Source organism: Providencia sp. PROV032, from assembly GCF_028484875.1.
Lineage (GTDB): Bacteria > Pseudomonadota > Gammaproteobacteria > Enterobacterales > Enterobacteriaceae > Providencia > Providencia rettgeri_E.
In genome coordinates this window covers 1-21,658 of record NZ_JAMPSX010000020.1, presented here as the reverse complement: position 1 = coordinate 21,658, position 21,658 = coordinate 1, and the positions used below count along the sequence as shown (strand labels likewise).

The window sequence follows — 21,658 nt, the reverse complement described above, 5'->3', positions numbered from 1 at the left end:
TAATAGCCATGTTACTTGTTGAATTTACTGAGTAACATAAATTTACACACAAGCTTATCCACAGGATGTTAGTCAGATACTTAGTTAATCGGCGTGATTAATTTTAATTAACTGTAATCAATGGTGTACTCATAATAGTGGATGATTTTGGTGTGTTTTTAGTTATCTAACTAAGCAGAATATAAAACTTGGGATGTATCTGAGGCTACATTATGGCATCCTATTAGTATTCGTTCCTGACTAAAAAGATGATGACAGATTATGGCTCAGATTGCAGAAAACCCCCTTATTTTGGTTGATGGTTCTTCTTACCTATACCGTGCTTATCATGCATTTCCTCCACTGACTAATAGTGCAGGTGAGCCTACAGGGGCAATGTATGGCGTGCTTAATATGCTACGCAGTTTAATTATGCAGTATAAACCTAGCCATGTAGCGGTTGTCTTTGATGCGAAGGGAAAAACATTTCGTGATGAATTGTTTGAAAGCTATAAGTCTCATCGCCCACCCATGCCTGATGATTTACGCGCTCAAATCGGCCCATTGCATGAAATGGTTGAAGCGATGGGGTTGCCTTTGCTTGTTGTTTCAGGCGTAGAGGCTGATGATGTTATCGGGACATTAGCCTGTGAAGCAAGCCGAAAAGGTATACCTGTGTTAATCAGTACGGGCGATAAAGATATGGCGCAATTAGTTGAACCTAATATTACGCTAATCAATACCATGAATAACACGATTCTAGGGCCTGATGAAGTCAAAGAAAAATACGGTGTTCCCCCTGAACTTATCATCGACTTTTTAGCCTTAATGGGGGATTCATCAGACAACATTCCCGGCGTGCCTGGTGTTGGTGAAAAAACAGCACTCGCCTTACTGCAAGGTATTGGTAGCTTAGAAGCAATTTATAATGACCTTGAAGCTATCGCGCCATTAGGTTTTAGAGGCTCTAAAACGTTAGCTCCTAAAATGGCGGAAAACCGTGATGTTGCCTTTTTATCGTACCAATTAGCGACCATTAAAACGGATGTTGAGCTGGAAAAAACGTGTGAAGAGCTGAAAGTTGCTCAACCTGATGTGGATAAACTGCATCGATTATTCAGTCGTTATGAATTTAAACGTTGGCTAGCCGATGTTGAAAATGGGACTTGGATGGAGGGTAAAGGCTCAAGTGCGAAAGCAAGCCCAACACCAGCAACATCACCTGCGAAGCCATCAGCCCCAACTGCGCCAACATTGTGTGCCGAAAATTACCAAACGATCCTAGAAAAAGCCGATTTAGAGCGCTGGGTTGAAAAATTAAGCAAAGCATCATTATTTGCTTTTGATACTGAAACCGATAGCTTAGATACCCAAGAAGCTCGTTTAGTGGGAATGTCATTTGCAATTGAACCGGGGCATGCCGCTTATTTACCATTAGGCCACGATTACCTTGATGCGCCAGTACAGCTTCCTCTGAAAGAGGTTTTGGAACTTATGAAGCCTATTCTTGAGAGTGAAAACATCCTCAAAATTGGCCAAAACTTGAAGTATGATGCAGAAGTTCTTGAGAATTATGACATCGAATTAAAAGGCATTGGTTATGACACCATGCTGGAATCCTATGTATTAAACAGTGTTGCGGGGATGGGACGCCATGATATGGACAGTTTGGCCGATCGTCATTTGAACCACAAAACGGTGAGCTTTGAAGAGATTGCAGGGAAAGGCAAAAAACAGCTAACATTTAACCAAATCGCCTTAGAAGAAGCCGCTAATTATGCGGCAGAAGATGCAGATGTCACGTTATTATTGCACCACGCGTTATATCCACAATTAGAGGCAGAACCAAAGCTTAATCATATTTTCCAAAATATTGAAATGCCACTTGTGCCTGTGTTAGTGCGTATGGAGCGTAAAGGCGTTTTAATTGATGCAAACGTACTTGCAGCGCAGTCAAAAGTGATTACTGCCCGTTTAGCTGAATTGGAAAAAGAGGCTTTCGAACTTGCAGGGGAAGAGTTTAACCTCGCTTCACCAAAGCAATTGCAAACGATTTTATTCGAAAAATTACAATTGCCAGTGATAAAGAAAACGCCAAGTGGGGCTGCATCGACCAATGAAGAAGTACTTGAGGAATTGGCGCTGAACCATGCATTGCCGAAATTATTGCTTGAGCACCGTAGTTTAGCCAAATTGAAATCCACGTACACGGATAAACTACCGCTAATGATTAACCCGCGTACTCAGCGCGTTCATACTTCTTACCACCAAGCTGTCACGGCAACAGGGCGTTTGTCTTCTCGGGATCCTAACTTACAAAACATCCCAGTGAGAACCGAAGAAGGGCGTCGGATCCGCCAAGCCTTTGTTGCACGTGAAGGCTACAAAGTGATGGCTGCGGACTATTCACAAATTGAATTGCGTATTATGGCGCATTTATCCCAAGATAAAGGCCTATTAACGGCATTTGCGGAAGGGAAAGATATCCATAAAGCAACAGCCGCTGAAGTCTTTGGTGTACCACTGGAACAAGTCACCAGTGACCAACGCCGCAGTGCCAAAGCGATTAATTTCGGGCTTATCTATGGCATGAGTGCGTTTGGCTTAGCGCGTCAATTAGGGATCCCTCGTGGTGAGGCTCAGCGCTATATGGATCTTTACTTTGAACGTTACCCTGGTGTATTACGTTACATGGAAAACACACGTATACAGGCTTCCGAACAAGGCTATGTTGAAACACTTGAGGGGCGCCGTTTATATCTGGCAGATATTAAATCCAGTAATGGGATGCGCCGTAAAGCAGCGGAACGCGAAGCGATTAACGCGCCAATGCAAGGAACCGCTGCGGATATCATTAAAAAAGCCATGATTGCCGTTGATAATTGGTTGCAAACGGAAAAACCGCATGCAGACATGCTAATGCAGGTTCACGATGAATTGGTCTTTGAGGTCAAAGAATCTGAACTAGAGCGTGTCCAAGCTCAAGTTCAGTCATTAATGGAACAAAGTATGAAACTCGATGTACCATTAAAAGTGGATGTAGGGATTGGCGATAACTGGGATGAAGCCCATTAATTTTTAACTGTATTGAATATAGAAACCTCCAAGACGTTATTGGAGGTTTTTTTATGTTTCAATAAAGGCATAACCGATAATTATGCGTTTGAAATAATTTACTAGAAATTTAATCTAACTCTGCAATAAATCAATTATTTTATGGTGAAACGCCAGAAAATGGATAACATTTTTATGCGACATATATCTCATAAATATGTAATTAAAATCCGTTTTTTGTCTTATTTTATGTGTGTTATTGTGCTGAATCGTGGGCAGCTTTGAAAAAAAATTACAAAAAGGCTTTTTTTCGAGCGAAAAATAAAGTACATTAATAGGCGTAGGGTACAGAGGTAAGATGTTCTATCTTTCAGACCTTTTACTTCACGTAATCGGATTTAGCTGAATATTAGCTGCTCCAGTCAAAGTTTTTTTGACTGGAGCATTTTTTTATCTAAAATTCAGTGGATTAGAAGATATAAGGCAATAATGAGCCATTTCTGGCTCACAATAAAAGAAATCAAGCTGGTGTGTTATACCAACTATCTAGTTTAATGCGGAGTTTATCGACACCAATCTTTTTCAGCGCTGAAAAGTATTCCACTTCAATATCCCCTTCAAGAGGAGCAAGTGCTTGGCGAACTTCCATTAACTGTTTCTTTCTTGCGCCAGAGGCAAGTTTGTCTGCTTTAGTGAGCAAAACTAAAACGGGTACATTCATTGCAACAGACCATTCAATCATTTGCATATCGAGGTCTTTTAATGGATGACGGATATCCATTAATACAACAAGCCCCTTAATACATTCTCTTTTTTGGAGATATTCCCCGAGTGCTTGCTGCCATTTACGTTTCATTTCTTCAGGAACTTCGGCATAACCATAGCCCGGAAGGTCAACAAGGCGAACGCCTTCCTCAACTTCAAATAGGTTGATTAGCTGAGTTCTTCCTGGTGTTTTACTGGTACGTGCTAAGCTTTTTTGCTGTGTTAATGCATTTAATGCACTGGATTTCCCCGCATTAGAGCGGCCAGCAAAAGCCACCTCAATTCCGGTATCTTTAGGTAGATGGCGGATATCGGGTGCACTGATGACAAATTTTGCCATCTGGTAGTTATGATTTTTAATTGCCATTTGTCGTTCTCCCTGAGTTAGCCTCAAAAGGCTCGGGGATTATAGCTTTGCTTAGCGCTTCACGACAACTCGAAATATCCTCTCAACCTCTTTTCCCTTTGAATCCAGCCTTATTTTTGTATGTTGTGGGCGGGTGAAATAGTAATAATAGAAAAATAACCATTATTGATGACGTCTTTTACAGAAATTGGTCTAGAATTTAGCGCATTTAGTGTGTTTTTATTTTCTGGCGTAAATATAGGTAAATCTTCAGCATTCTTGTTGGCTTCACTCTAGAATTGCTTGATTGCAGTTGTAATGAGCTATAACGAAAGGGATCTTACATGTTAAAACGAATTTTTGTGCCACTTTTGGCCGTCTGCGCAATGAGCGCATCTTCTCTTGCATTATCTGCGGGTGAGACTTATGTTAAATTAGTCACGTCGGCGGGTGATATCGAATTAGAACTGAATAGCAAAAAAGCCCCTGTTACGACAGAAAACTTCGTTCAGTATGTTAATGAAGGTTATTACAACGGAACCACTTTCCACCGTGTTATTCCTGGATTTATGATCCAAGGCGGTGCGTTTGATAAAGATTTACAACAAAAACAAACCCGTGAACCGATTAAAAACGAGGCAGATAACGGTTTACGTAACTTACGCGGTACTATCTCAATGGCGCGTACAGCGAATAAAGACAGTGCAACGAGTCAATTTTTCATCAATGTCGCAGATAATGCTTTCTTAGACCATGGACAACGTGATTTTGGTTACGCTGTATTTGGTAAAGTGGTCAAAGGGATGGATGTTGCAGATAAAATCTCTAAAGTGAAAACGGAAAACGTGGGGCCATATCAAAATGTCCCAGTTGACCCTATTACAATCATCTCTGCAGAAGTAATTAAAAAGCCATAGTGGTTAAAAACGTCATAGTGGTTAAAAATGGTAGTGATTAAAAACTATCATATCAAATACAGTGGGTAAGTTGCTTTAACGTACCCACTTTTATTAAAAACCATGTTCCTCCCCCCCTTTGTGTGTCCCTTCATGAACGCTCTTCGTTAAAATGTGTCAGCTTCTACTCATTTTTAACAGCCTTTTATTTCATTGTATTTAAAGTAAATCTTGATCAAAATACAGGGTTGTTATAAGAGTGTAAATATAATCCCATGATTTTTATATGGAAATTTATCTCTGATAAAAAACAATCATTGACTTAAATAGGCTATTTTCCTGCTTTGGCTGTGCTATGATAGCCGCCATTATTATTTTTATGGTGTTTTAATCATCGTTCTGATTGCCAACACGATAAAAATATGCATAAGAATTAATATATAATGATAAAAATCAGTCGGATAGGCTAATATGCTTTTACTTATTGATAATTACGATTCTTTTACTTACAACTTATACCAATACTTTTGTGAGTTAGGGGCAGAAGTTGTTGTAAAACGTAATGATGAAATTACCATCGAAGAAATTGAACAGCTTTCACCTACACATCTTGTGATTTCACCTGGGCCATGTACACCGGATGAGGCAGGTATCTCCCTTGAGGCGATCAAATACTTTGCAGGTAAATTACCCATTTTAGGGATTTGCTTAGGGCATCAAGCGATTGGGCAAGCATTTGGTGCATCAGTCGTTAAAGCTCGAGAAGTTATGCACGGTAAAACCTCTGCTATCCACCATAACCATCAAGGTGTTTTCAAGGGCTTGAACCGCCCCTTGACAGTAACACGCTACCATTCTCTGGTGATTGCGGCAGAGACACTTCCTGTTTCTTTTGATGTATCAGCGTGGTCACTGAACAATGGTGATGTTGATGAAATCATGGGAATACGGCACAAAACCTTGCCTATAGAAGGCGTTCAGTTCCATCCTGAAAGCATTCTGAGTGAGCAAGGCCATGAATTACTCAATAATTTTCTAAAATATTAATTTATAAATCTGGTTCAGAATAAATTAATTATGCATATTATGCCCTTTGCTATTGCTCTTTTTTGATTTTTTATTCATATTTAATGATTATATTTTCATTATCGCATTAAATAAGAGCAGGTGAGGGGTATGTCAGAGCAATCAGTAGTAAATCGGCAGACTTTTGATCAAGTTATGTTGCCTATATTTTCGCCAGCGGAATTTATTCCCGTTAAAGGCGAAGGGAGCCGTGTTTGGGATCAGCAAGGTAAAGAATATATTGATTTTGCTGGTGGGATTGCGGTTCTTGCTTTGGGGCATTGCCACCCTAGTTTAGTGTCGGCTGTGCGTGAACAGAGCGAAAAGCTATGGCATGTCAGCAATATTTTCACCAACGAGCAGGCGCTGAAGTTAGCACAAAAGCTCACGAATGCGACATTTGCTGACCGTGCATTTTTTGTGAATTCCGGCTCAGAAGCGAACGAAGCCGCATTTAAATTAGCGCGTCGTTACGCTATCACCAAATATAACCCATATAAAACTAAGATTATTGCTTTTAAACAAGCTTTCCATGGGCGCACATTATTTACCGTTTCGGTTGGTGGGCAAGCGAAATATGCGGATGGTTTTGGGCCAAAGCCCGCGGATATTATTCATGTGCCTTTTAATGACCTTGATGCAGTCAAAGCGGTCATTGACGAAAATACCTGTGCAGTCGTTCTCGAACCAGTGCAAGGGGAAGGTGGTGTAACCGCAGCAACGTCAGAATTTCTGCAAGGTGTACGCAAACTGTGTGATGAAAATAACGCATTGCTGATTTTTGATGAAGTGCAAAGCGGTATGGGGCGAACAGGCAAATTATTTTCTTATATGCATTACAATGTTGTGCCTGATATTTTAACTACGGCAAAAGCATTGGGTGGCGGCTTCCCTATTAGTGCAATGATCACCACTGAAGAAGTGGCAAAAACCATGGAAGTCGGTTCGCACGGTACCACCTATGGTGGCAATCCCTTAGCCTGTGCAGTAGGGAATGCGGCGTTTGATATTATTAATACAGGAGAAGTGTTAAGTGGCGTCGAAAAACGTCGTGAGTTATTTATCGCCCATTTGAATAAACTGAATGATAAATACCACATCTTTTCTGAGATCAGAGGAATGGGGTTATTAATCGGTGCGGAGTTGGACGGCAAACTATTGAACCGTTCGAAAGATATCCTGCAAGCCAGTGCGGTAGAAGGCCTGATGATGCTCAATGCAGGCGCTAATGTGCTGCGTTTTACGCCTTCTCTGATTATTTCTGAAGATGAAATCAACAGCGGTATGGCGAAACTAGAAACGGCTATTGGTAAGTTGCTGGGTTAGTCATGTTTTATTGTTACAGAGGCACGTTCGCCTCTGTAACTAATCATTTAATCATACTTGCTATCCAAGCTAATTAATCGCGTTTTAATCATCGCAGAGTGCGCTTTTTCCTCAGTTATTTTTTTGTAAGATTATCTATATCATGCATGATTTTTTGTGTTTTTTCTAACATATCATCTAATTTTTTAGTACCTGCCTTCCCATGATTTGAAATTATTTTTGGTGAGATTCCATTTAGTGAAAATTGATATATTTTACTATTATGTTTAGCTCTTAATATTGATGTGTTAGTTTGATAAATTTCCCCATTAAATTTATATGTTATTTTTTTTGGTTTCACGGGAATGTATGTTTTTTTATGAGGCGTTTCTGTATTTTTTAGTTTTTGATTCTCTAACTTATGACGTTTTTGATTAATAATATTATTATTAATCACATCTCTATTTTCAGCCTCTTCTGAGCTATAACCTGATTCATCAGCTGTTTCTGAAAAATAACTTGAGGAATTTGAGCTTAGGCTCTCATAACTATTGAATATGTTTTTTTCAGATGTAAGTTTTATGTTTTTCTCTTCATTTTTTTTAAGAGAACTGAGTCGAATATTTAATTTATTAATGAGTCCATTCATAGTGTCAATGGTAGCACTAAATTTAGTATTTCTTTTATTAAATGGGGATGAAATACATTCACTAATTAAATCTTGGGTGGATTTTGTATATTTAAATTTATCATCTGCATTGTTGAAATGTTCATAATGTAGTATCTTTTTTTCGAGTTCATAAATTTCATTTTTTAGACTTTTAGTTTGAATAAATTGTTCTTTATCCTTGTCTGAAAGTGATATAGGAGGGTTCTTTTCTTCGTTTATAACCCCTGTGTCTTGTTTGTTAGCCTTTTGTATTTCAGATACCCCATTTTTGCTATAGAACTTAACGCTGTATAAATCTTCCTTTCTAGGATTCAGTTTGTTTTTAACCACTAAAGCTTGAATCTTGCCTGTTGATTGTATTTTTTCAATCGAATTATAAAAGAATTGTTTTATTTTATTGATACCAAAATCGTTAATTAAAAGATTTTTTCTGTTGGTATTAATTAGCTCGGCATTAGTGCTGGTGATTTTCATGTGCGTATTTTCCAGGTTGATTTTTATTGGTAAATCATGTTCTATAGTGATGCTATTTTCAAAGATATCTGATGGGGAAACTAAATCATCTTGATAATAGGTATAAGGCAATAAGAGTTTTTCAACAGGTGGTGAGTAAGGTAGTTGGCTTAGCTCGGGTTGTTCTCTCTTGTAAAACTCACAAGTTTTAATAGCGAAATTTACTTTCTTATAACCTCCAGTATTTAATGGTTTAATAACATTTAATCCTTCAATAAATGAAAGGTTTTTGGATGTGATTTTTTTATTATCCATACAACTAGGTGATTTTTTTATATTATTTTCTTGAGGATTTAACTCCACGACTAATAATCTCCTAATAATGATTAACTCCTATTATTTTAGTTTGATCATTAGCTAGAAAAATATAAAGAAACGATACTCATTAAAAAAAGATATATAAAAAATCGTATTTTGGGGAAATAGCGTTATACCTAGGATATAACGCTATTTAAAAAGGCGCGCCCCACCAAGGGTGTGAGGCGAAAGGTTAATTAACGAGTGCCGTAAACAACAATGGTTTTACCATGTGCAGAGATCAGGTTTTGATCTTCTAGCATTTTTAAAATACGGCCGACTGTTTCACGGGAACAACCCACGATTTGGCCAATTTCCTGACGAGTGATTTTGATTTGCATCCCATCTGGATGTGTCATTGCATCGGGTTGTTTGGCTAAATTTAATAGGGTTTGAGCTATACGGCCTGTCACATCTAAGAAGGCGAGGTTGCCCACTTTTTCAGACGTGGTTTGCAGGCGGCTAGCCATTTGCGCAGAAAGGCGCATTAAAATGTCAGGATTTACCTGAATCAATTGACGGAATTTTTTGTAAGAAATTTCAGCAACTTCGCAGGCGACTTTTGCTCTAACCCACGCAGTGCGTTCTTGCCCTTCTTCAAATAACCCAAGCTCACCAATGAAATCCCCTTGATTCAGGTAAGAGAGGATCATTTCTTTGCCTTCTTCATCTTTAATTAAAACAGCCACCGAACCTTTAACGATATAGTAAAGGGTTTCTGCTTTCTCACCCTGATGGATAAGAGTGCTCTTGGATGGATATTTATGAATATGGCAGTGTGACAAAAACCATTCAAGAGTAGGGTCTGTTTGTGGCTTGCCGAGAACCATTAGCGTTATCCTCTGTATGTTATTGCAGCCATTCAGAAAAACGAATTAGAAAGGCTGGCTTTAAAGTCACTAGCTTAGCATATTAATTTGCCTTATATACCTTTAAATAATCTAACAGCTGATTGGTTCAGCGTTTTTGATTGCTTTGGGTAACGCAAATTGATATCAACACTATAATATGATCAATTAAACCGTTGAGTTTTGATCTTAATCCTATCAACTAAGTATTGTTTGTAGCATATTCAATACAGAAAGTCTCCCCTGTATCGCTTCAGCCAAATAAAGTTGATATAACATTCATTATATCTATGGAACAATGTAGCCTTTAAGTCGATTTCATTTCAAGGGGAAATACAATGGAAGCAAGAGTAAAGTGGGTTGAAGGACTTTCTTTTTTAGGTGAGTCAGCGTCTGGACACCAAGTGATGATGGATGGGAATGCGGGGGATAAGGCCCCAAGCCCAATGGAAATGGTGCTCATGGCAGCAGGTGGCTGTAGTGCGATTGATGTCGTTTCGATTTTACAAAAGGGTCGTTACGATGTGACTAATTGTGAAGTTAAGTTAACGTCACAGCGCCGTGAAGAAGCCCCGCGTTATTTTGTAAAAATCCATTTGCATTTTATTGTAGCTGGGAATGAATTAACAGAAAAAGCGGTCGAACGTGCGGTTCAACTTTCCGCAGAAAAATATTGTTCGGTGGCGTTGATGTTAGAGAAAACCGTTGAAGTCACACACAGCTTTGAAATAAAAAACTAAAAATAAATTTAATATTTATTAATATATTTGAATCGAAAGATGCTTATCTTAATTAATGATAAGCATCTTATTTATTAATCAAAAAATAATTTAATTGCTGTTCTTTTGATTAATTAATTTTTCGACTATTGGCGCCATAATTAATTCCATCGCTAGCCCCAATTTCCCTCCAGGAACGACAATTGTATTCATTGCGGAAATAAATGAGCCGGATATCATTGATAGCAAATAGGGGAAATCAATTTGTTCTAGCCCACGAAAACGGATCACAATAAAGCTTTCGTCTTGTGACGGAATCGCTTTTGCTGAGAATGGGTTAGATGTGTCTACCGTTGGAACACGTTGGAAATTAATGTGAGTGCGAGAAAATTGTGGCGTGATGTAATTAATATAGTCCCCCATAGAACGCACAACCGAGTCCATGACGGCTTCGCGAGAGTGCCCTCGCTCTGTGGTATCGCGGATCAATTTTTGGATCCATTCTAGGTTGACAATAGGGACAACGCCGACAAGCAAATCAACATGTTGTGCAACATTATGTTCTGGCGTCACAACGCCCCCATGTAGCCCCTCATAAAACAATATATCTGTTTTGTCTGGCAGCGGCTCCCAAGGGGTGAATGTCCCTGGTTGCAAGCCATAAGGTACGGCTTCATCATAAGTATGTAGGTATTTACGGGACTGCCCACAGCCGGTTTTTGCGTAATCAACTAAGGTTTGTTCAAGCAAAGCAAAATCATTCGCTTCGGGGCCAAAATAACTGATGTGCCGCCCTTGTTCTCTGGCTTTGCGGATAGCCATATCCATTTCAGGACGTGTATAGCGATGAAAGCTATCCCCTTCCAGTGTTGCCGGTTGAATATTTAATTGGTGAAAAACTTTACGAAATGCTTGGCTAGTTGAGGTTGTGCCAGCACCGCTTGAACCGGTGATGGCTATGATTGGGTGCTTTTTGGACATCGCAGACTCCCTGTGTTGCGCTAATAAGCACTATTTTAATCAACAGTGCATGAAGCGGATTAACGGGTGTTAGGGTTATGAGTCTTATGTGATAGTTTACGACATGGTTGCATTGGAAAACACTCACTTAATTTGTGGTTGCTGATGATGTCAAAATGAACCATGGAATAAACACATCATAAAGAAAAACTTCCCTTAGGCATGAAATTAACCGATTCATGCAATTCAGACCAGACTAGCACAATTTCACCAGAAACTAACTGCTGTTTCACATCGTTAACCTTATCTTGCAAGCTTTTTTCATGGGAGCCATAGTCTGTCCCTTCTCGTAAAACATAGCTTTCAATTAGGTTTTCCAATGTTTCAGGCTCAAGTTCTTGCCAAGGAATAATCACATTATTTCCTTATCTAAATAAGGCGTTAACCATTGAGGAATACGGGTTTCTAACCACATTTGCGGTTTTCTCAATGTACCGCTCACAAAGCCGACGTGCCCGCCATGTTCTGTCATTTGGTATTCCACATTGTGGGGTAAAAATGATAAATCAGGCACAACTTCAGGCGCCATAAATGGGTCATCTTTGGCGTGAATAATTAACGTTGGTTTAGTGATATAAGCTAATTTGGGTAATGCGCTGCATTTTTGATAATAATCGGTTGCATCATCAAACCCATGAATACGTGCAGTAATCACATCATCAAACTCACGGATCCGTTTAAGCTGCTTTAATTGTAAGAGGTTTAAGGGTAGTGAGCCTGGATAACGTACTAATTTTCGGGTGGCATTGCGTTTCAAGCCATTGAGCAAATAACGTTGATAAAATTGAGAAATGCCCTTTTCCATGCGTAAAGAGCAGGCTTCTAACATCAAAGGAGCAGAAACAACAACACCCGCATCGACATCTGCATTTTGGCCGCTTTCAGCTAAATAGCAGGCTAACATATTACCACCAAGGGAATAGCCAACCGCGGCCGTCGGCGTATCACCATAGGTTTGTTTTAACCAACGGAGGAAATAGCGAGCATCACTGGTTTCGCCTGAATGGTAAATTCGCTGTTGGCGATTGGGTTCACCACTACAACCGCGAAAATGCATAATCACCCCCAACCAACCATGTTTTTGGGCAGCTTCTAGCATCCCGTGGGCATAAGGACTCTTAAAATTGCCTTCTAGGCCATGGAATATCACTAAACGTGGCTTGTGCGCTGCTAGCTCAGGTTTTTCACTCCAAGCGAGATCGATAAAATCGCCATCTGGCAATTCAAGCCGCTGCCATATCGGTTTGATTTTCGGTGTTCTACGGAAAATCCTTGGCAGTAATGTTTGAAGATGTGGATTTTTAGCCCAACTTATTGGACGAAAGTTTTCTGACATAGCCTTATTTTTATTTAATGGAGACTCTTGTGAGTCACATAACATACTGTTATTTTTTTGTGATGCAAGTAAACAAATTTGAGTTTGAGGCTAAAGTATAAATGACATTGGGGCTGGTTTTTTCTCTTTTTACGTTTTTATTCATTGCTGCAGTCACTCCCGGCCCTAACAATATGTTGCTAACGTCAAGTGCAGCAAATTACGGTTTTCGTCATACAATTGTATTATGCCTTGGTATTATGTTAGGTATGCAATCTATACTTTATCTCTCTGCATTCGGTATTGCCGCACTTTTACTGCTTTATCCTGCCATTCATATCGCATTAAAAATTGCTGGGAGCTTGTATTTACTTTGGCTCGCATGGAAAACAGCCACCGCTAATTATGCACCACTTAAGGTCAATAGCGAAGTCGCGAAAAGCGTGACTTGGTATCAAGGGGGGTTATTACAGTTTTTGAACCCAAAAGCGTGGATGATGGGTTTAGGAGCTGTAGGGGGATTTAGTCTCCCCGGTGAGTTATTCACCCAATCTATTTTAATGATGAGCATCGCATTCGTGGTGGTTAACTTAGTGGCGGGTTTAATCTGGATGGGGTTTGGTTCATTAATCAGCTTATTTTTGCGTAGCCGCCGTGCTTGGTTTATTTTTAATTGGGTAATGGGAATTTTAACGGCTTTGTGTGTTCCCCTGATTTGGTCGGAATGATTTTTTGATAAAAGTGTAGTTTATAGACTCATAAAAAAGCAGCCAACTAGCTGCTTTTTTGTTTGATCGAGTTATTAATCTAAATCGACGTTCTTAGTTCCGAAAAAATAAGTAAAAATAAAACCGAATAAGTAGGAAACGAGTAACCCGCCTACATAAACTAACATCCCTGGGAACACGCCATCCGCAGAGGTCATCATTGGTATAGCGACTAAGCCAGATGGACCAAACACGGTATTTAAACCAACCGGTAAACCCATCCAAGCGACTAAGCCAACAAAGAAACCTCCCGCAGCACCGCCTAAACATGCTGTGACAAACGGTTTCATTCGCGGAAGGGTGACACCGTAGATCAGCGGCTCACCGACACCTAAGAAACCTGGAATGATAGCACCACGAATTTGGTTGCGTAATATTGAGTCTTTTGCGGCTTTAACATACAACGCCATTGCGGCACCAACTTGCCCACCACCTGCCATCGCTAGGATAGGGAAAAGTGAGTTAAAGCCTTGAGTTTCAACCAATGCCATATATACCGGAACAAAACCTTGGTGCACGCCAAACATTACTGCAATTAAGAATAGCCCAGCAAGTATTGCCGTTCCGAATGGATTGCTGCTTAAATGAACAAAAAGCCATGACATGCCAGAGAATAACCAACTGCCAATTGGCATGATGAAGATAAACACCGCAGCACCAACAATTAATAGGGTAATTGTTGAAGTTAAAATCATATCAAGGTTTGCTGGGATGATTTTACGTACCTGTTTTTCTACCCATGCGCCAAAAATACAGGCAATCAAGACCCCAATAATGTTACCTCTTGGGTCGATAGCTAACCCGAAGAAGCTATTCATGTCAGAATAGAACCCTTTGGCTATTTCAGGGTTGTAGCCAAGAACAAACAGTGAAGCGATGATGGCGCCATTTACTGCGCTACCGCCAAAGGCTTTTTGAGTGTTATAACCAATAAGAATACTTAGAAAGCTAAACAGCCCTTTGCTAAATACGGACATATATAAAATAGTATGTACGAGTAGGGTTTGCTCTTCAGGTTTTGTGGGGAGACCTGCAGGGAAATAGCTCTGTTTTGCCAGTGTTGCAAAACCTAATAATAAGCCAGCAGCAATAAAACCTGGAATTAAGGGGGTAAATATCGTGGCAAATTTTGATAAAAATCGGTGAACGGCACTGGTTTGTTTCTTTTTCAGTTGCTGTTTATTTGCGGAAGCAATGTCTTTCAGATCATGAGGGGAAGATGCTGCCTGATGGTCGTCGTCTTCACCTTCTAGCAATTGATTCATTAAATCCGCAGCAGTTTGTGCTTTGCCGGGGCCCACGATGATTTGCAGTTGTTCATCACTTTCAATAACACCAAGCACTCCTGCGATTTGTTTGAGTGCGGCTTTATCGACCAACTGGTCGTCATTGAGTGTTAAGCGCAGGCGCGTCATACAGTTGCCCGCTAACTTAATATTACGACGACCACCAACGTGTTGCAGAACTTGCTGCATCATTTCTATTGTTATTTTAGCCATGCTATTTATCTCATAAAATCCGCAGGTTAAGCGGAGGTAGCGATATTGAGTGCTGTACGAATAAAGCCATTATTATTAGATAGTAACTGGCGGGCTTCATCGGCATTCAAGCCAGATAACACCATTAAAATGGCGGTTTTACAGTGTCTATCACATTGTTGAAGTGCAGACTCTGCGGTATTTCTATCGCATTGTGTCGCTTCCATCACAATCTTTGTTTGTCTTTCAATCAATTTGGCGTTGGTGGCTTCCACATCAACCATCAAATTGCCAAATACTTTACCGATACGGATCATCGCCCCAGTGGTGATCATGTTCAGTACTAATTTTTGTGCAGTCCCTGCTTTCATGCGGGAGGAACCCGTAACGACTTCAGGGCCGACAACTGGCGTGATGGCGATATCAGCACTATTCGCCACAGGGCTATTAGGGTTACAGCTGATAGCCGCGGTGGTGGCGCCAACTTGGCGTGCGTAAGCGAGCGCGCCTAACACATAGGGAGTACGCCCACTGGCTGCGATGCCGACGAGTACATCATTCTCATTAAATTGAATGTCTTTGAGGTCTTGTTCACCCAGTTCAGGTTTATCTTCTGCATTTTCCACGGCACGGAAGATAGCTTGATGACCACCGGCAATTAAACCTACAACTTGTTCATGGGGCGTACCATAAGTTGGCGGGCACTCACTAGCATCAAGAATACCTAAACGGCCCGATGTGCCTGCACCCGAGTAAATCAGACGACCACCTTTTAAAAAGGCTTCTGCGACTTTATCAACCAGTTGGGCAATTTCAGGGAGCACTTTTTCAACCGCTAACGGAACGAGTTTGTCTTCATTATTAATGACCTTCAGCATCTCAGCCGTTGAGAGTTGGTCGATATTAGTACTGGCCGCATTACGGCTTTCAGTTACCATCTTGCTTAAGTCGATAGTCATAAAAATTGCTCCTAAATCAGTTATTGTACTAATAATAAGGAATTATTTATTCCCTTGGTGTGATTGAAATCACGGTGTTATCTATTCTAACTTGCGAATATAAAAGAATATTTTGTTACTTAATTCAGATGGGATTTCTGTTGTTGGTTGAATTTCAACAACTATTTTTAAGTCATCGGTCAAATAAAATAGGAATAATTTATTATTAATTTATTCTATGAAACGAAAAAAGAACGTTAATCTCTAGAGGGTGTCATGACACTATTGGATATCATTACTTACTCATTACCGCGATTAGCAGAAAACCAACGCAAAATTGCACAATTTATCCTTGAAAATCCCGAAAATGTGCTGAACTTGTCATCTCAGCAGCTAGCGGAAATTTTAGATGTCAGCCAATCTGCTATCGTTAAGTTTAGCCAAAAAGTTGGGTTAAAGGGATATCCTGCTCTGAAACTGGCGCTTAGTGAGATTATCGGGCGCCAACAATTTAAGGAAGGAGCGCCTCATTCCGCTCTACATAATCGTATTGCGCCTGATGACAACTTGATGGTTGTTGCTCAGAAATTGGCAATGGAAAAAAATCATTCAATTACAGAAACAACAAAATTAATTGATTTCAAGCAATTTGAAAGAGTTGTTGAACGAATAGACCAATCACAGAGAGTTCAAATTGTCGGTATTGGTGGGTCAGGATTAACAGCAAAAGATTTAAGTTACAAATTACAAAAAATTGGAATTACAACGTTAGTGGAGTCAGACCATCATGTGCAAATAGCGGCTGCCCTCACGCTTAATACTCATGATGTACAAATCGTTATTTCTTTTACAGGTAGGCGTAAAGACATGCTAACTGCCGCGAATATTGCACGTAAGCAAGGGGCGTGCGTCGTTGCGATCACGCGTGATCGTGATTCACCATTGGGGCAACTAGCGGATTATGTTCTTGAAAGCATCGCAGAGGAAGATGAATGGCGTAGTTCGTCAATATCATCAAGAACTGCGCAAAATACGCTTACTGATTTGATCTTTATGGCGTTATTACAACGAAGAGAAGCGAAAGCGAAGTCATTGGTTATGAATGCAAGAGTAGTGATTAATAAATTAGATGAATGATTGATGGCTAGGATCCTCATCGATAACTTTGCAATCAAGCCTTATTTGCGTTAAGACTAATATCATAAGTATTTTGATTTTAAAAAGTTAAAAGGGAGTTATTGATGAGAGCACTCATAGTTTATACGGAATTAACCGATGACGACTCCGTTATTAGCCATGCCGTAGCAAGACTCGCCAGTGAACTTAAAGATGAGCACGTAGAAACCGTGATCATTCGTAATTTTGAAGATGGGATGGCATACATTCGGTCAAACACCAGCATTGACTGCTTGTTATATGGCCGTGATATGTCAGACACGCAGGAACAAACGCAAGCACATCAATTAATTACCCAACTTCATCGCAGGCAAGAAGATGTCCCTGTCTTTTTATTAAGTGATCGTGAAGAAGCCTTGACGGCATTTGACCGTAAGATGATGGAACAAGTCGATGAATTTGCGTGGATTTTAGAAGATTCCGCCGATTTTATTGCAGGCCGTGTCCTTGCCGCGATTATCCGTTACCGTGCTAATTTATTACCCCCGTTGATGAAAAGCTTGATTAAATACAGTGATGTACATGAATATTCATGGGCAGCTCCGGGGCATCAAGGTGGTGTTGGGTTCACTAAAACCCCGGCAGGTCGCATCTATCATGATTTCTTTGGGGAAAATTTATTTCGTACAGATATTGGTATCGAGCGGGTTGCTGTGGGTTCACTGTTAGATCATACCGGCGCATTTGGTGAATGTGAAAGAAATGCCGCACGTATTTTTGGGGCTGACCAATCTTATTCCGTGGTTGTGGGAACATCCGGTTCGAACCGAACAATTATGCAAGCTTGCATGACAGATGATGATGTTGTTGTCATTGACCGTAACTGCCACAAATCTATTGAGCAAGGTTTGATTTTAACCGGAGCAAAACCGGTTTATATGACGCCAAGCCGTAATCGTTATGGCATCATTGGTCCGATTTACCCTCAAGAAATGACCGCAGAAGCGATTGCTGAAAAAATCGCTAAAAACCCATTAACGTCGGATAAAATAGGCAAACGTCCTGCATATAGCGTTGTCACCAACTGTACTTACGATGGCGTATGTTATCACGCACGTAAAGTACAAGACTTGCTGGATAAATCATTGGATAGGATCCATTTCGATGAAGCATGGTACGGCTACGCACGTTTTAACCCTATCTACCATGACCATTTTGCGATGCGTGATGACCCCAGAAAAGACGATGAGCCGACCATTTTTGCGACTCACTCTACGCATAAATTATTGAATGCACTTTCGCAAGCTTCATTTATCCACGTTCGAAATGGCCGTAATGCGATTGATTTTAATCGTTTTAACCAAGCCTACCATATGCATGCGACCACTTCACCGCTATATGCCATTTGTGCTTCGAATGATATTGCCGCAGACATGATGGACGGTAATAGTGGACGTTCACTTACAGATGAAGTGATCCGTGAAGCTATCGACTTTCGCCAATCACTGGGCTACCTATATAAAGAATTTATCAATGACGACGAGTGGTTCTTCAAACCATGGAATCAAGAGATGGTGAAAGACCCAGCAACAGGCAAGCGCTATGCTTTTGAAGATGCCCCTGTTGAACTGTTGATGAAAGAGCAAAGCTGCTGGGTGATGAACCCTGAAGATAAATGGCACGGTTTTAAAGATATCCCTGAAAATTGGGCGATGCTTGACCCGATTAAGGTCAGTATCTTGTCTCCAGGAATGGGGGATGATGGTAAATTACTGGATAGCGGAGTCCCAGCAGCGCTAGTCACGGCATGGTTAAATCACTATGGTATCGTGCCAACCCGGACGACTGATTTCCAAATTATGTTCTTGTTTTCAATGGGAATTACAAAAGGTAAATGGGGGACGCTGGTTAATGCGCTGCTATCGTTTAAACGTCACTATGATAACAATACAGCACTGAAAAAGGTATTACCTGAAGTGGTCGAAGCGGCACCTGAAATCTATGGTGAGATGGGGCTACGTGATTTAGGGAATAAAATGTTTGTGTATCTGCAGAAAAATAACCCAGGAGGCCAGTTAAATCAGGCTTATGAGCAACTTCCCGCAGTGATGATGAGCCCACGCGACGCTTATCAAGAAATTGTTGCTAACCGTGTTGAGGCGGTACCTTTAGATAAACTCGCCGGTCGTATCGCAGCTAACTCGATCATTCCGTATCCACCGGGTATTCCTATGTTGTTATCAGGTGAAAGTTTTGGTGATAAAAATAGTCCACATATTGGCTATCTAAATAGCCTTCAAGCATGGGATAGCGAATTTCCTGGCTTTGAACACGAAACGGAAGGCACTGAAATTATTGATGGCCAGTATTATGTGATGTGTATACAGGGAACTAACTGATCCTTTTAGTAAAACATTAGGAAAGAAAAATTGCCATAAAGTAAGTATATTCATCTATTAATTTGTCAGAGATTATTAAGTCATTAGAAATATTTAATGGCTTAATAATTAAATATCTCTAAAAGTTATTTAGATATTATTTGTTATGTGAAAAAGTAAATTAACCCAAGTTTTTCTGTGGGTATTATACATTCGTTCTATTCATCTAAATAAGAATACTTTGATGAAAATTAATTAGGAATAATCATGCTAAAAAAGAGAATAATAATTCCTAGGTAATGTTCAGTTCACCTGATTTATAATTGTTTCGATAAAGAACGTATTTAATTTTCATATGTGAATATTCACATCATGCTCTCATAATTCTATATATAATAGGAATATTACGCTATTAAATTATCTGTTTTTCTGCTTAATTACGGCGGGAATATACGCAAATAAAACAAATAAAAAACAATTCGATAACATATTGTAGGGAGAATTAAAAATATTTAAATCACCTACAAATGTCATATTTTCAAGTGAAAATTTTTATTTTTGTTATTTTCTAATCTTTTCTGCTTTACTCCTTAAGGGTTATAAAAAAATATTTTAAACTTTAAAATGTTTTTTTATCTTATAAAACAGTCAGTTAAAATCAATTGGTAAAATAGCGACTAATATTGATATCTATTCGGTCGATTGATATAGCTGTTGGTTATTTATTTGACGTATATCAATTGCAAACTATATAATGCTAAAAGTTTCAGTATGTAACTAAATATTTTACCTAGAGAGGGGAAATTATAAGGTTGGAACCATAGTGTACAAATCATATATTTTTGCTATTGGATTCTAATTAAATCCAATTTCTAGATGTCACCAATTCAATATTAAATTCCTTATTTAAATAAGGGAATGGCTTCCGTTTTAAATAAAAAACTAATTGTATCAGAAAGGGTTGTTATGAGAAAAATATATGGGTTTGCAATAATGCTGTGTGTAATTGCACTCTCTGGCTGTATGAGGAATGATGGGTTACATGGTTATAATAAAGAATCATGGAACAATAAGAACACTCTCAAAGAATATAACTTGGTTAATGATAATAAAGCATTAGTTTTATTTTATCGCATAGATAATCAAGTTAAAGGGAAAACAATTAATATATTTGTGAATAATGAATATTTAACTTCGCTAGAAAGTAATTCCGTTAAGGGTATTGAGCTGTGTGCTGGAAGAAACAATTTAACAGCTTATAAGACAGACGTAAGAGAACGTTATAATACTAAATTAAATGCTTCCGATTTTTTTGAATTAGAAGCTGGAAAAAAGCATCTGTTTTTGATTGTTGAAGTTGATGGGAAAACTAAACTAAGAGCGATGGATGAAAAGGAACTGAATGATATCAAAGGAAATATAAGTGTTCAGTCACATACTTTATCACGTGTTGATATGCTCGAAGATTGTCAATAACTGAAAATCCTCCAATAAATTTAAAACAATGAATAATTGTCTTCAATGAGGCAATGGATAACTATGTCTATAAAAAAAATATCAATTAAAATTAATAATAGCGAAAAAACAATTGAGCAACATTCTGTTATTGCCGGGCAACAGGGTATAGGCCAACAAAATCAACCATTGCATATTAATGCAAAAAAAAATGTTAATTATCTCTTAATTGATGAAGAAACTAATTTTGCACCAGAAAATATCGCAGTTAAACGAGTTGATAAAAATTTATTTATTGCTTTTGAAGGTAGTGATATCGAGCAGCCAGATATTATTATCGAAAATTATTTTGCGGATAATGGTGAGAGTGGTTATCACGAAGGAAGCTCTAATCTAATTATTGGTCAACATGAAAATGGTCAGTATTTCCCATATATTCCAGAAAGTGCAGAAAAAAGTGATGCAATTAGTCAATTGGCGGATGGTCAAGCGACAGGGCAAGCCATAGGCGGTGATGCATTAGCACCAGTATGGGCATTTAACCCATGGTGGTTAGCTGCACTTATTCCTATTGCTGGCGTTATTGCTTCAAGTTCAGGTGGAGGAAGTCGCAGTTCTAAACCGGTAGAGCATGCCCCTGAAGCGAAAGATGACAATGGCGTGACGAAAACGGAAGTTCCTGTGATCCTTGATGTGCTGAAAAATGACACCGATTTAGACGGCGATATCGATCT

18 protein-coding genes and 1 pseudogene are annotated in these 21,658 nt (G+C 39.3%); 11 read left to right on the top strand and 8 right to left on the bottom strand.

The annotated features are described in order from the left end of the window. Positions 1 to 261: 261 nt before the first annotated feature. The gene (gene polA / locus PSF42_RS14050) at positions 262 to 3,054 is read left to right on the top strand and encodes a DNA polymerase I (RefSeq protein ID WP_125891688.1); all 2,793 of its coding nucleotides are present in this window, start codon (positions 262 to 264) and stop codon (positions 3,052 to 3,054) included. A 337-nt stretch (positions 3,055 to 3,391) separates the two neighbouring features. Continuing rightward, positions 3,392 to 3,439 (top strand): hypothetical protein, encoded by a 48-nt coding sequence (locus PSF42_RS20820; RefSeq protein WP_438361642.1) that lies wholly within the window; start codon positions 3,392 to 3,394, stop codon positions 3,437 to 3,439. A gap of 114 nt (positions 3,440 to 3,553) precedes the next feature. On the opposite strand, the gene yihA is transcribed toward PSF42_RS20820, so the two are convergent. Then, the gene (yihA, locus tag PSF42_RS14045; RefSeq protein WP_125891687.1) at positions 3,554 to 4,165 is read right to left on the bottom strand and encodes a ribosome biogenesis GTP-binding protein YihA/YsxC; all 612 of its coding nucleotides are present in this window, start codon (positions 4,163 to 4,165) and stop codon (positions 3,554 to 3,556) included. 323 nt (positions 4,166 to 4,488) lie between these two features. Between yihA and ppiA the strand changes: the two genes are divergently transcribed. The 3 genes from ppiA to PSF42_RS14030 all read left to right on the top strand — a co-directional run bounded on the left by ppiA (position 4,489) and on the right by PSF42_RS14030 (position 7,431). After that, entirely contained in the window at positions 4,489 to 5,061 is a 573-nt protein-coding gene (gene ppiA, locus PSF42_RS14040) for a peptidylprolyl isomerase A (protein ID WP_125891686.1), read from the top strand. A 450-nt stretch (positions 5,062 to 5,511) separates the two neighbouring features. Further along, on the top strand, positions 5,512 to 6,087 hold the full coding sequence (locus tag PSF42_RS14035; RefSeq protein ID WP_004265957.1) for an aminodeoxychorismate synthase component II: 576 nt from the start codon (positions 5,512 to 5,514) through the stop codon (positions 6,085 to 6,087). 129 nt (positions 6,088 to 6,216) lie between these two features. Then, positions 6,217 to 7,431, top strand: coding sequence for an aspartate aminotransferase family protein (locus PSF42_RS14030; RefSeq protein ID WP_272680245.1), 1,215 nt, complete (start codon positions 6,217 to 6,219; stop codon positions 7,429 to 7,431). Between the two features lie 115 nt (positions 7,432 to 7,546). On the opposite strand, the gene PSF42_RS14025 is transcribed toward PSF42_RS14030, so the two are convergent. Both PSF42_RS14025 and crp read right to left on the bottom strand, forming a co-directional pair. After that, positions 7,547 to 8,896, bottom strand: coding sequence for a hypothetical protein (locus tag PSF42_RS14025; protein WP_272680244.1), 1,350 nt, complete (start codon positions 8,894 to 8,896; stop codon positions 7,547 to 7,549). Between the two features lie 191 nt (positions 8,897 to 9,087). Continuing rightward, positions 9,088 to 9,720, bottom strand: coding sequence for a cAMP-activated global transcriptional regulator CRP (gene crp / locus PSF42_RS14020; RefSeq protein WP_006813718.1), 633 nt, complete (start codon positions 9,718 to 9,720; stop codon positions 9,088 to 9,090). A 356-nt stretch (positions 9,721 to 10,076) separates the two neighbouring features. Here crp and PSF42_RS14015 point away from each other — a divergent pair, with 356 nt between their 5' ends. Continuing rightward, entirely contained in the window at positions 10,077 to 10,478 is a 402-nt protein-coding gene (locus PSF42_RS14015) for an OsmC family protein (protein WP_125891646.1), read from the top strand. A gap of 90 nt (positions 10,479 to 10,568) precedes the next feature. Here PSF42_RS14015 and PSF42_RS14010 read toward each other — a convergent pair whose 3' ends face one another. The 3 genes from PSF42_RS14010 to PSF42_RS14000 form a co-directional block, all read right to left on the bottom strand. After that, a complete protein-coding gene (locus PSF42_RS14010; protein WP_272680243.1) occupies positions 10,569 to 11,438 on the bottom strand; it encodes a phosphoribulokinase in 870 nt (289 codons plus the stop codon). Positions 11,439 to 11,614: 176 nt separating this feature from the next. Further along, positions 11,615 to 11,833 (bottom strand): YheU family protein, encoded by a 219-nt coding sequence (locus PSF42_RS14005; RefSeq protein ID WP_125891644.1) that lies wholly within the window; start codon positions 11,831 to 11,833, stop codon positions 11,615 to 11,617. Then, positions 11,830 to 12,813, bottom strand: a complete 984-nt coding sequence (locus PSF42_RS14000; protein WP_272680242.1) for a hydrolase — start codon at positions 12,811 to 12,813, stop codon at positions 11,830 to 11,832. Before PSF42_RS14000 ends, PSF42_RS14005 begins: the two co-directional genes overlap by 4 nt. Positions 12,814 to 12,914: 101 nt before the next feature. Between PSF42_RS14000 and PSF42_RS13995 the strand changes: the two genes are divergently transcribed. After that, on the top strand, positions 12,915 to 13,520 hold the full coding sequence (locus PSF42_RS13995) for a LysE family translocator (RefSeq protein ID WP_272680241.1): 606 nt from the start codon (positions 12,915 to 12,917) through the stop codon (positions 13,518 to 13,520). A gap of 74 nt (positions 13,521 to 13,594) precedes the next feature. Here PSF42_RS13995 and murP read toward each other — a convergent pair whose 3' ends face one another. Together murP and murQ are read right to left on the bottom strand one after the other, a co-directional pair. Further along, a complete protein-coding gene (murP, locus tag PSF42_RS13990) occupies positions 13,595 to 15,058 on the bottom strand; it encodes a PTS N-acetylmuramic acid transporter subunit IIBC (RefSeq protein WP_125891641.1) in 1,464 nt (487 codons plus the stop codon). Positions 15,059 to 15,084: 26 nt separating this feature from the next. Then, on the bottom strand, positions 15,085 to 15,996 hold the full coding sequence (gene murQ / locus PSF42_RS13985) for an N-acetylmuramic acid 6-phosphate etherase (protein WP_125891640.1): 912 nt from the start codon (positions 15,994 to 15,996) through the stop codon (positions 15,085 to 15,087). 255 nt (positions 15,997 to 16,251) lie between these two features. Between murQ and PSF42_RS13980 the strand changes: the two genes are divergently transcribed. The 4 genes and pseudogenes from PSF42_RS13980 to PSF42_RS13965 form a co-directional block, all read left to right on the top strand. Further along, positions 16,252 to 17,112: a MurR/RpiR family transcriptional regulator gene (locus PSF42_RS13980; RefSeq protein ID WP_125891639.1), complete on the top strand. Its 861-nt coding sequence runs from the start codon at positions 16,252 to 16,254 to the stop codon at positions 17,110 to 17,112. Between the two features lie 104 nt (positions 17,113 to 17,216). Beyond that, the gene (adiA, locus tag PSF42_RS13975; RefSeq protein WP_272680240.1) at positions 17,217 to 19,490 is read left to right on the top strand and encodes an arginine decarboxylase; all 2,274 of its coding nucleotides are present in this window, start codon (positions 17,217 to 17,219) and stop codon (positions 19,488 to 19,490) included. A gap of 897 nt (positions 19,491 to 20,387) precedes the next feature. Then, positions 20,388 to 20,945 (top strand): DUF2846 domain-containing protein, encoded by a 558-nt coding sequence (locus tag PSF42_RS13970; protein ID WP_254879825.1) that lies wholly within the window; start codon positions 20,388 to 20,390, stop codon positions 20,943 to 20,945. A gap of 63 nt (positions 20,946 to 21,008) precedes the next feature. Continuing rightward, positions 21,009 to 21,658: pseudogene (locus PSF42_RS13965) on the top strand (Ig-like domain-containing protein); the annotation flags it as partial.

Bases quoted from the DNA above. Each gene is read 5' to 3' on its own strand.
- polA (WP_125891688.1), top strand. From the start codon at position 262: ATGGCTCAGATTGCAGAAAACCCCCTTATTTTGGTTGATGGTTCTTCT.
- PSF42_RS14035 (WP_004265957.1), top strand. From the start codon at position 5,512: ATGCTTTTACTTATTGATAATTACGATTCTTTTACTTACAACTTATAC.
- murP (WP_125891641.1), bottom strand. From the start codon at position 15,058: ATGGCTAAAATAACAATAGAAATGATGCAGCAAGTTCTGCAACACGTT.
- murQ (WP_125891640.1), bottom strand. From the start codon at position 15,996: ATGACTATCGACTTAAGCAAGATGGTAACTGAAAGCCGTAATGCGGCC.
- PSF42_RS13980 (WP_125891639.1), top strand. From the start codon at position 16,252: ATGACACTATTGGATATCATTACTTACTCATTACCGCGATTAGCAGAA.
- PSF42_RS13995 (WP_272680241.1), top strand. From the start codon at position 12,915: ATGACATTGGGGCTGGTTTTTTCTCTTTTTACGTTTTTATTCATTGCT.
- PSF42_RS14015 (WP_125891646.1), top strand. From the start codon at position 10,077: ATGGAAGCAAGAGTAAAGTGGGTTGAAGGACTTTCTTTTTTAGGTGAG.
- PSF42_RS13970 (WP_254879825.1), top strand. From the start codon at position 20,388: ATGGCTTCCGTTTTAAATAAAAAACTAATTGTATCAGAAAGGGTTGTT.
- yihA (WP_125891687.1), bottom strand. From the start codon at position 4,165: ATGGCAATTAAAAATCATAACTACCAGATGGCAAAATTTGTCATCAGT.
- adiA (WP_272680240.1), top strand. From the start codon at position 17,217: ATGAGAGCACTCATAGTTTATACGGAATTAACCGATGACGACTCCGTT.
- PSF42_RS14030 (WP_272680245.1), top strand. From the start codon at position 6,217: ATGTCAGAGCAATCAGTAGTAAATCGGCAGACTTTTGATCAAGTTATG.
- PSF42_RS14000 (WP_272680242.1), bottom strand. From the start codon at position 12,813: ATGTCAGAAAACTTTCGTCCAATAAGTTGGGCTAAAAATCCACATCTT.
- PSF42_RS14010 (WP_272680243.1), bottom strand. From the start codon at position 11,438: ATGTCCAAAAAGCACCCAATCATAGCCATCACCGGTTCAAGCGGTGCT.
- ppiA (WP_125891686.1), top strand. From the start codon at position 4,489: ATGTTAAAACGAATTTTTGTGCCACTTTTGGCCGTCTGCGCAATGAGC.
- crp (WP_006813718.1), bottom strand. From the start codon at position 9,720: ATGGTTCTCGGCAAGCCACAAACAGACCCTACTCTTGAATGGTTTTTG.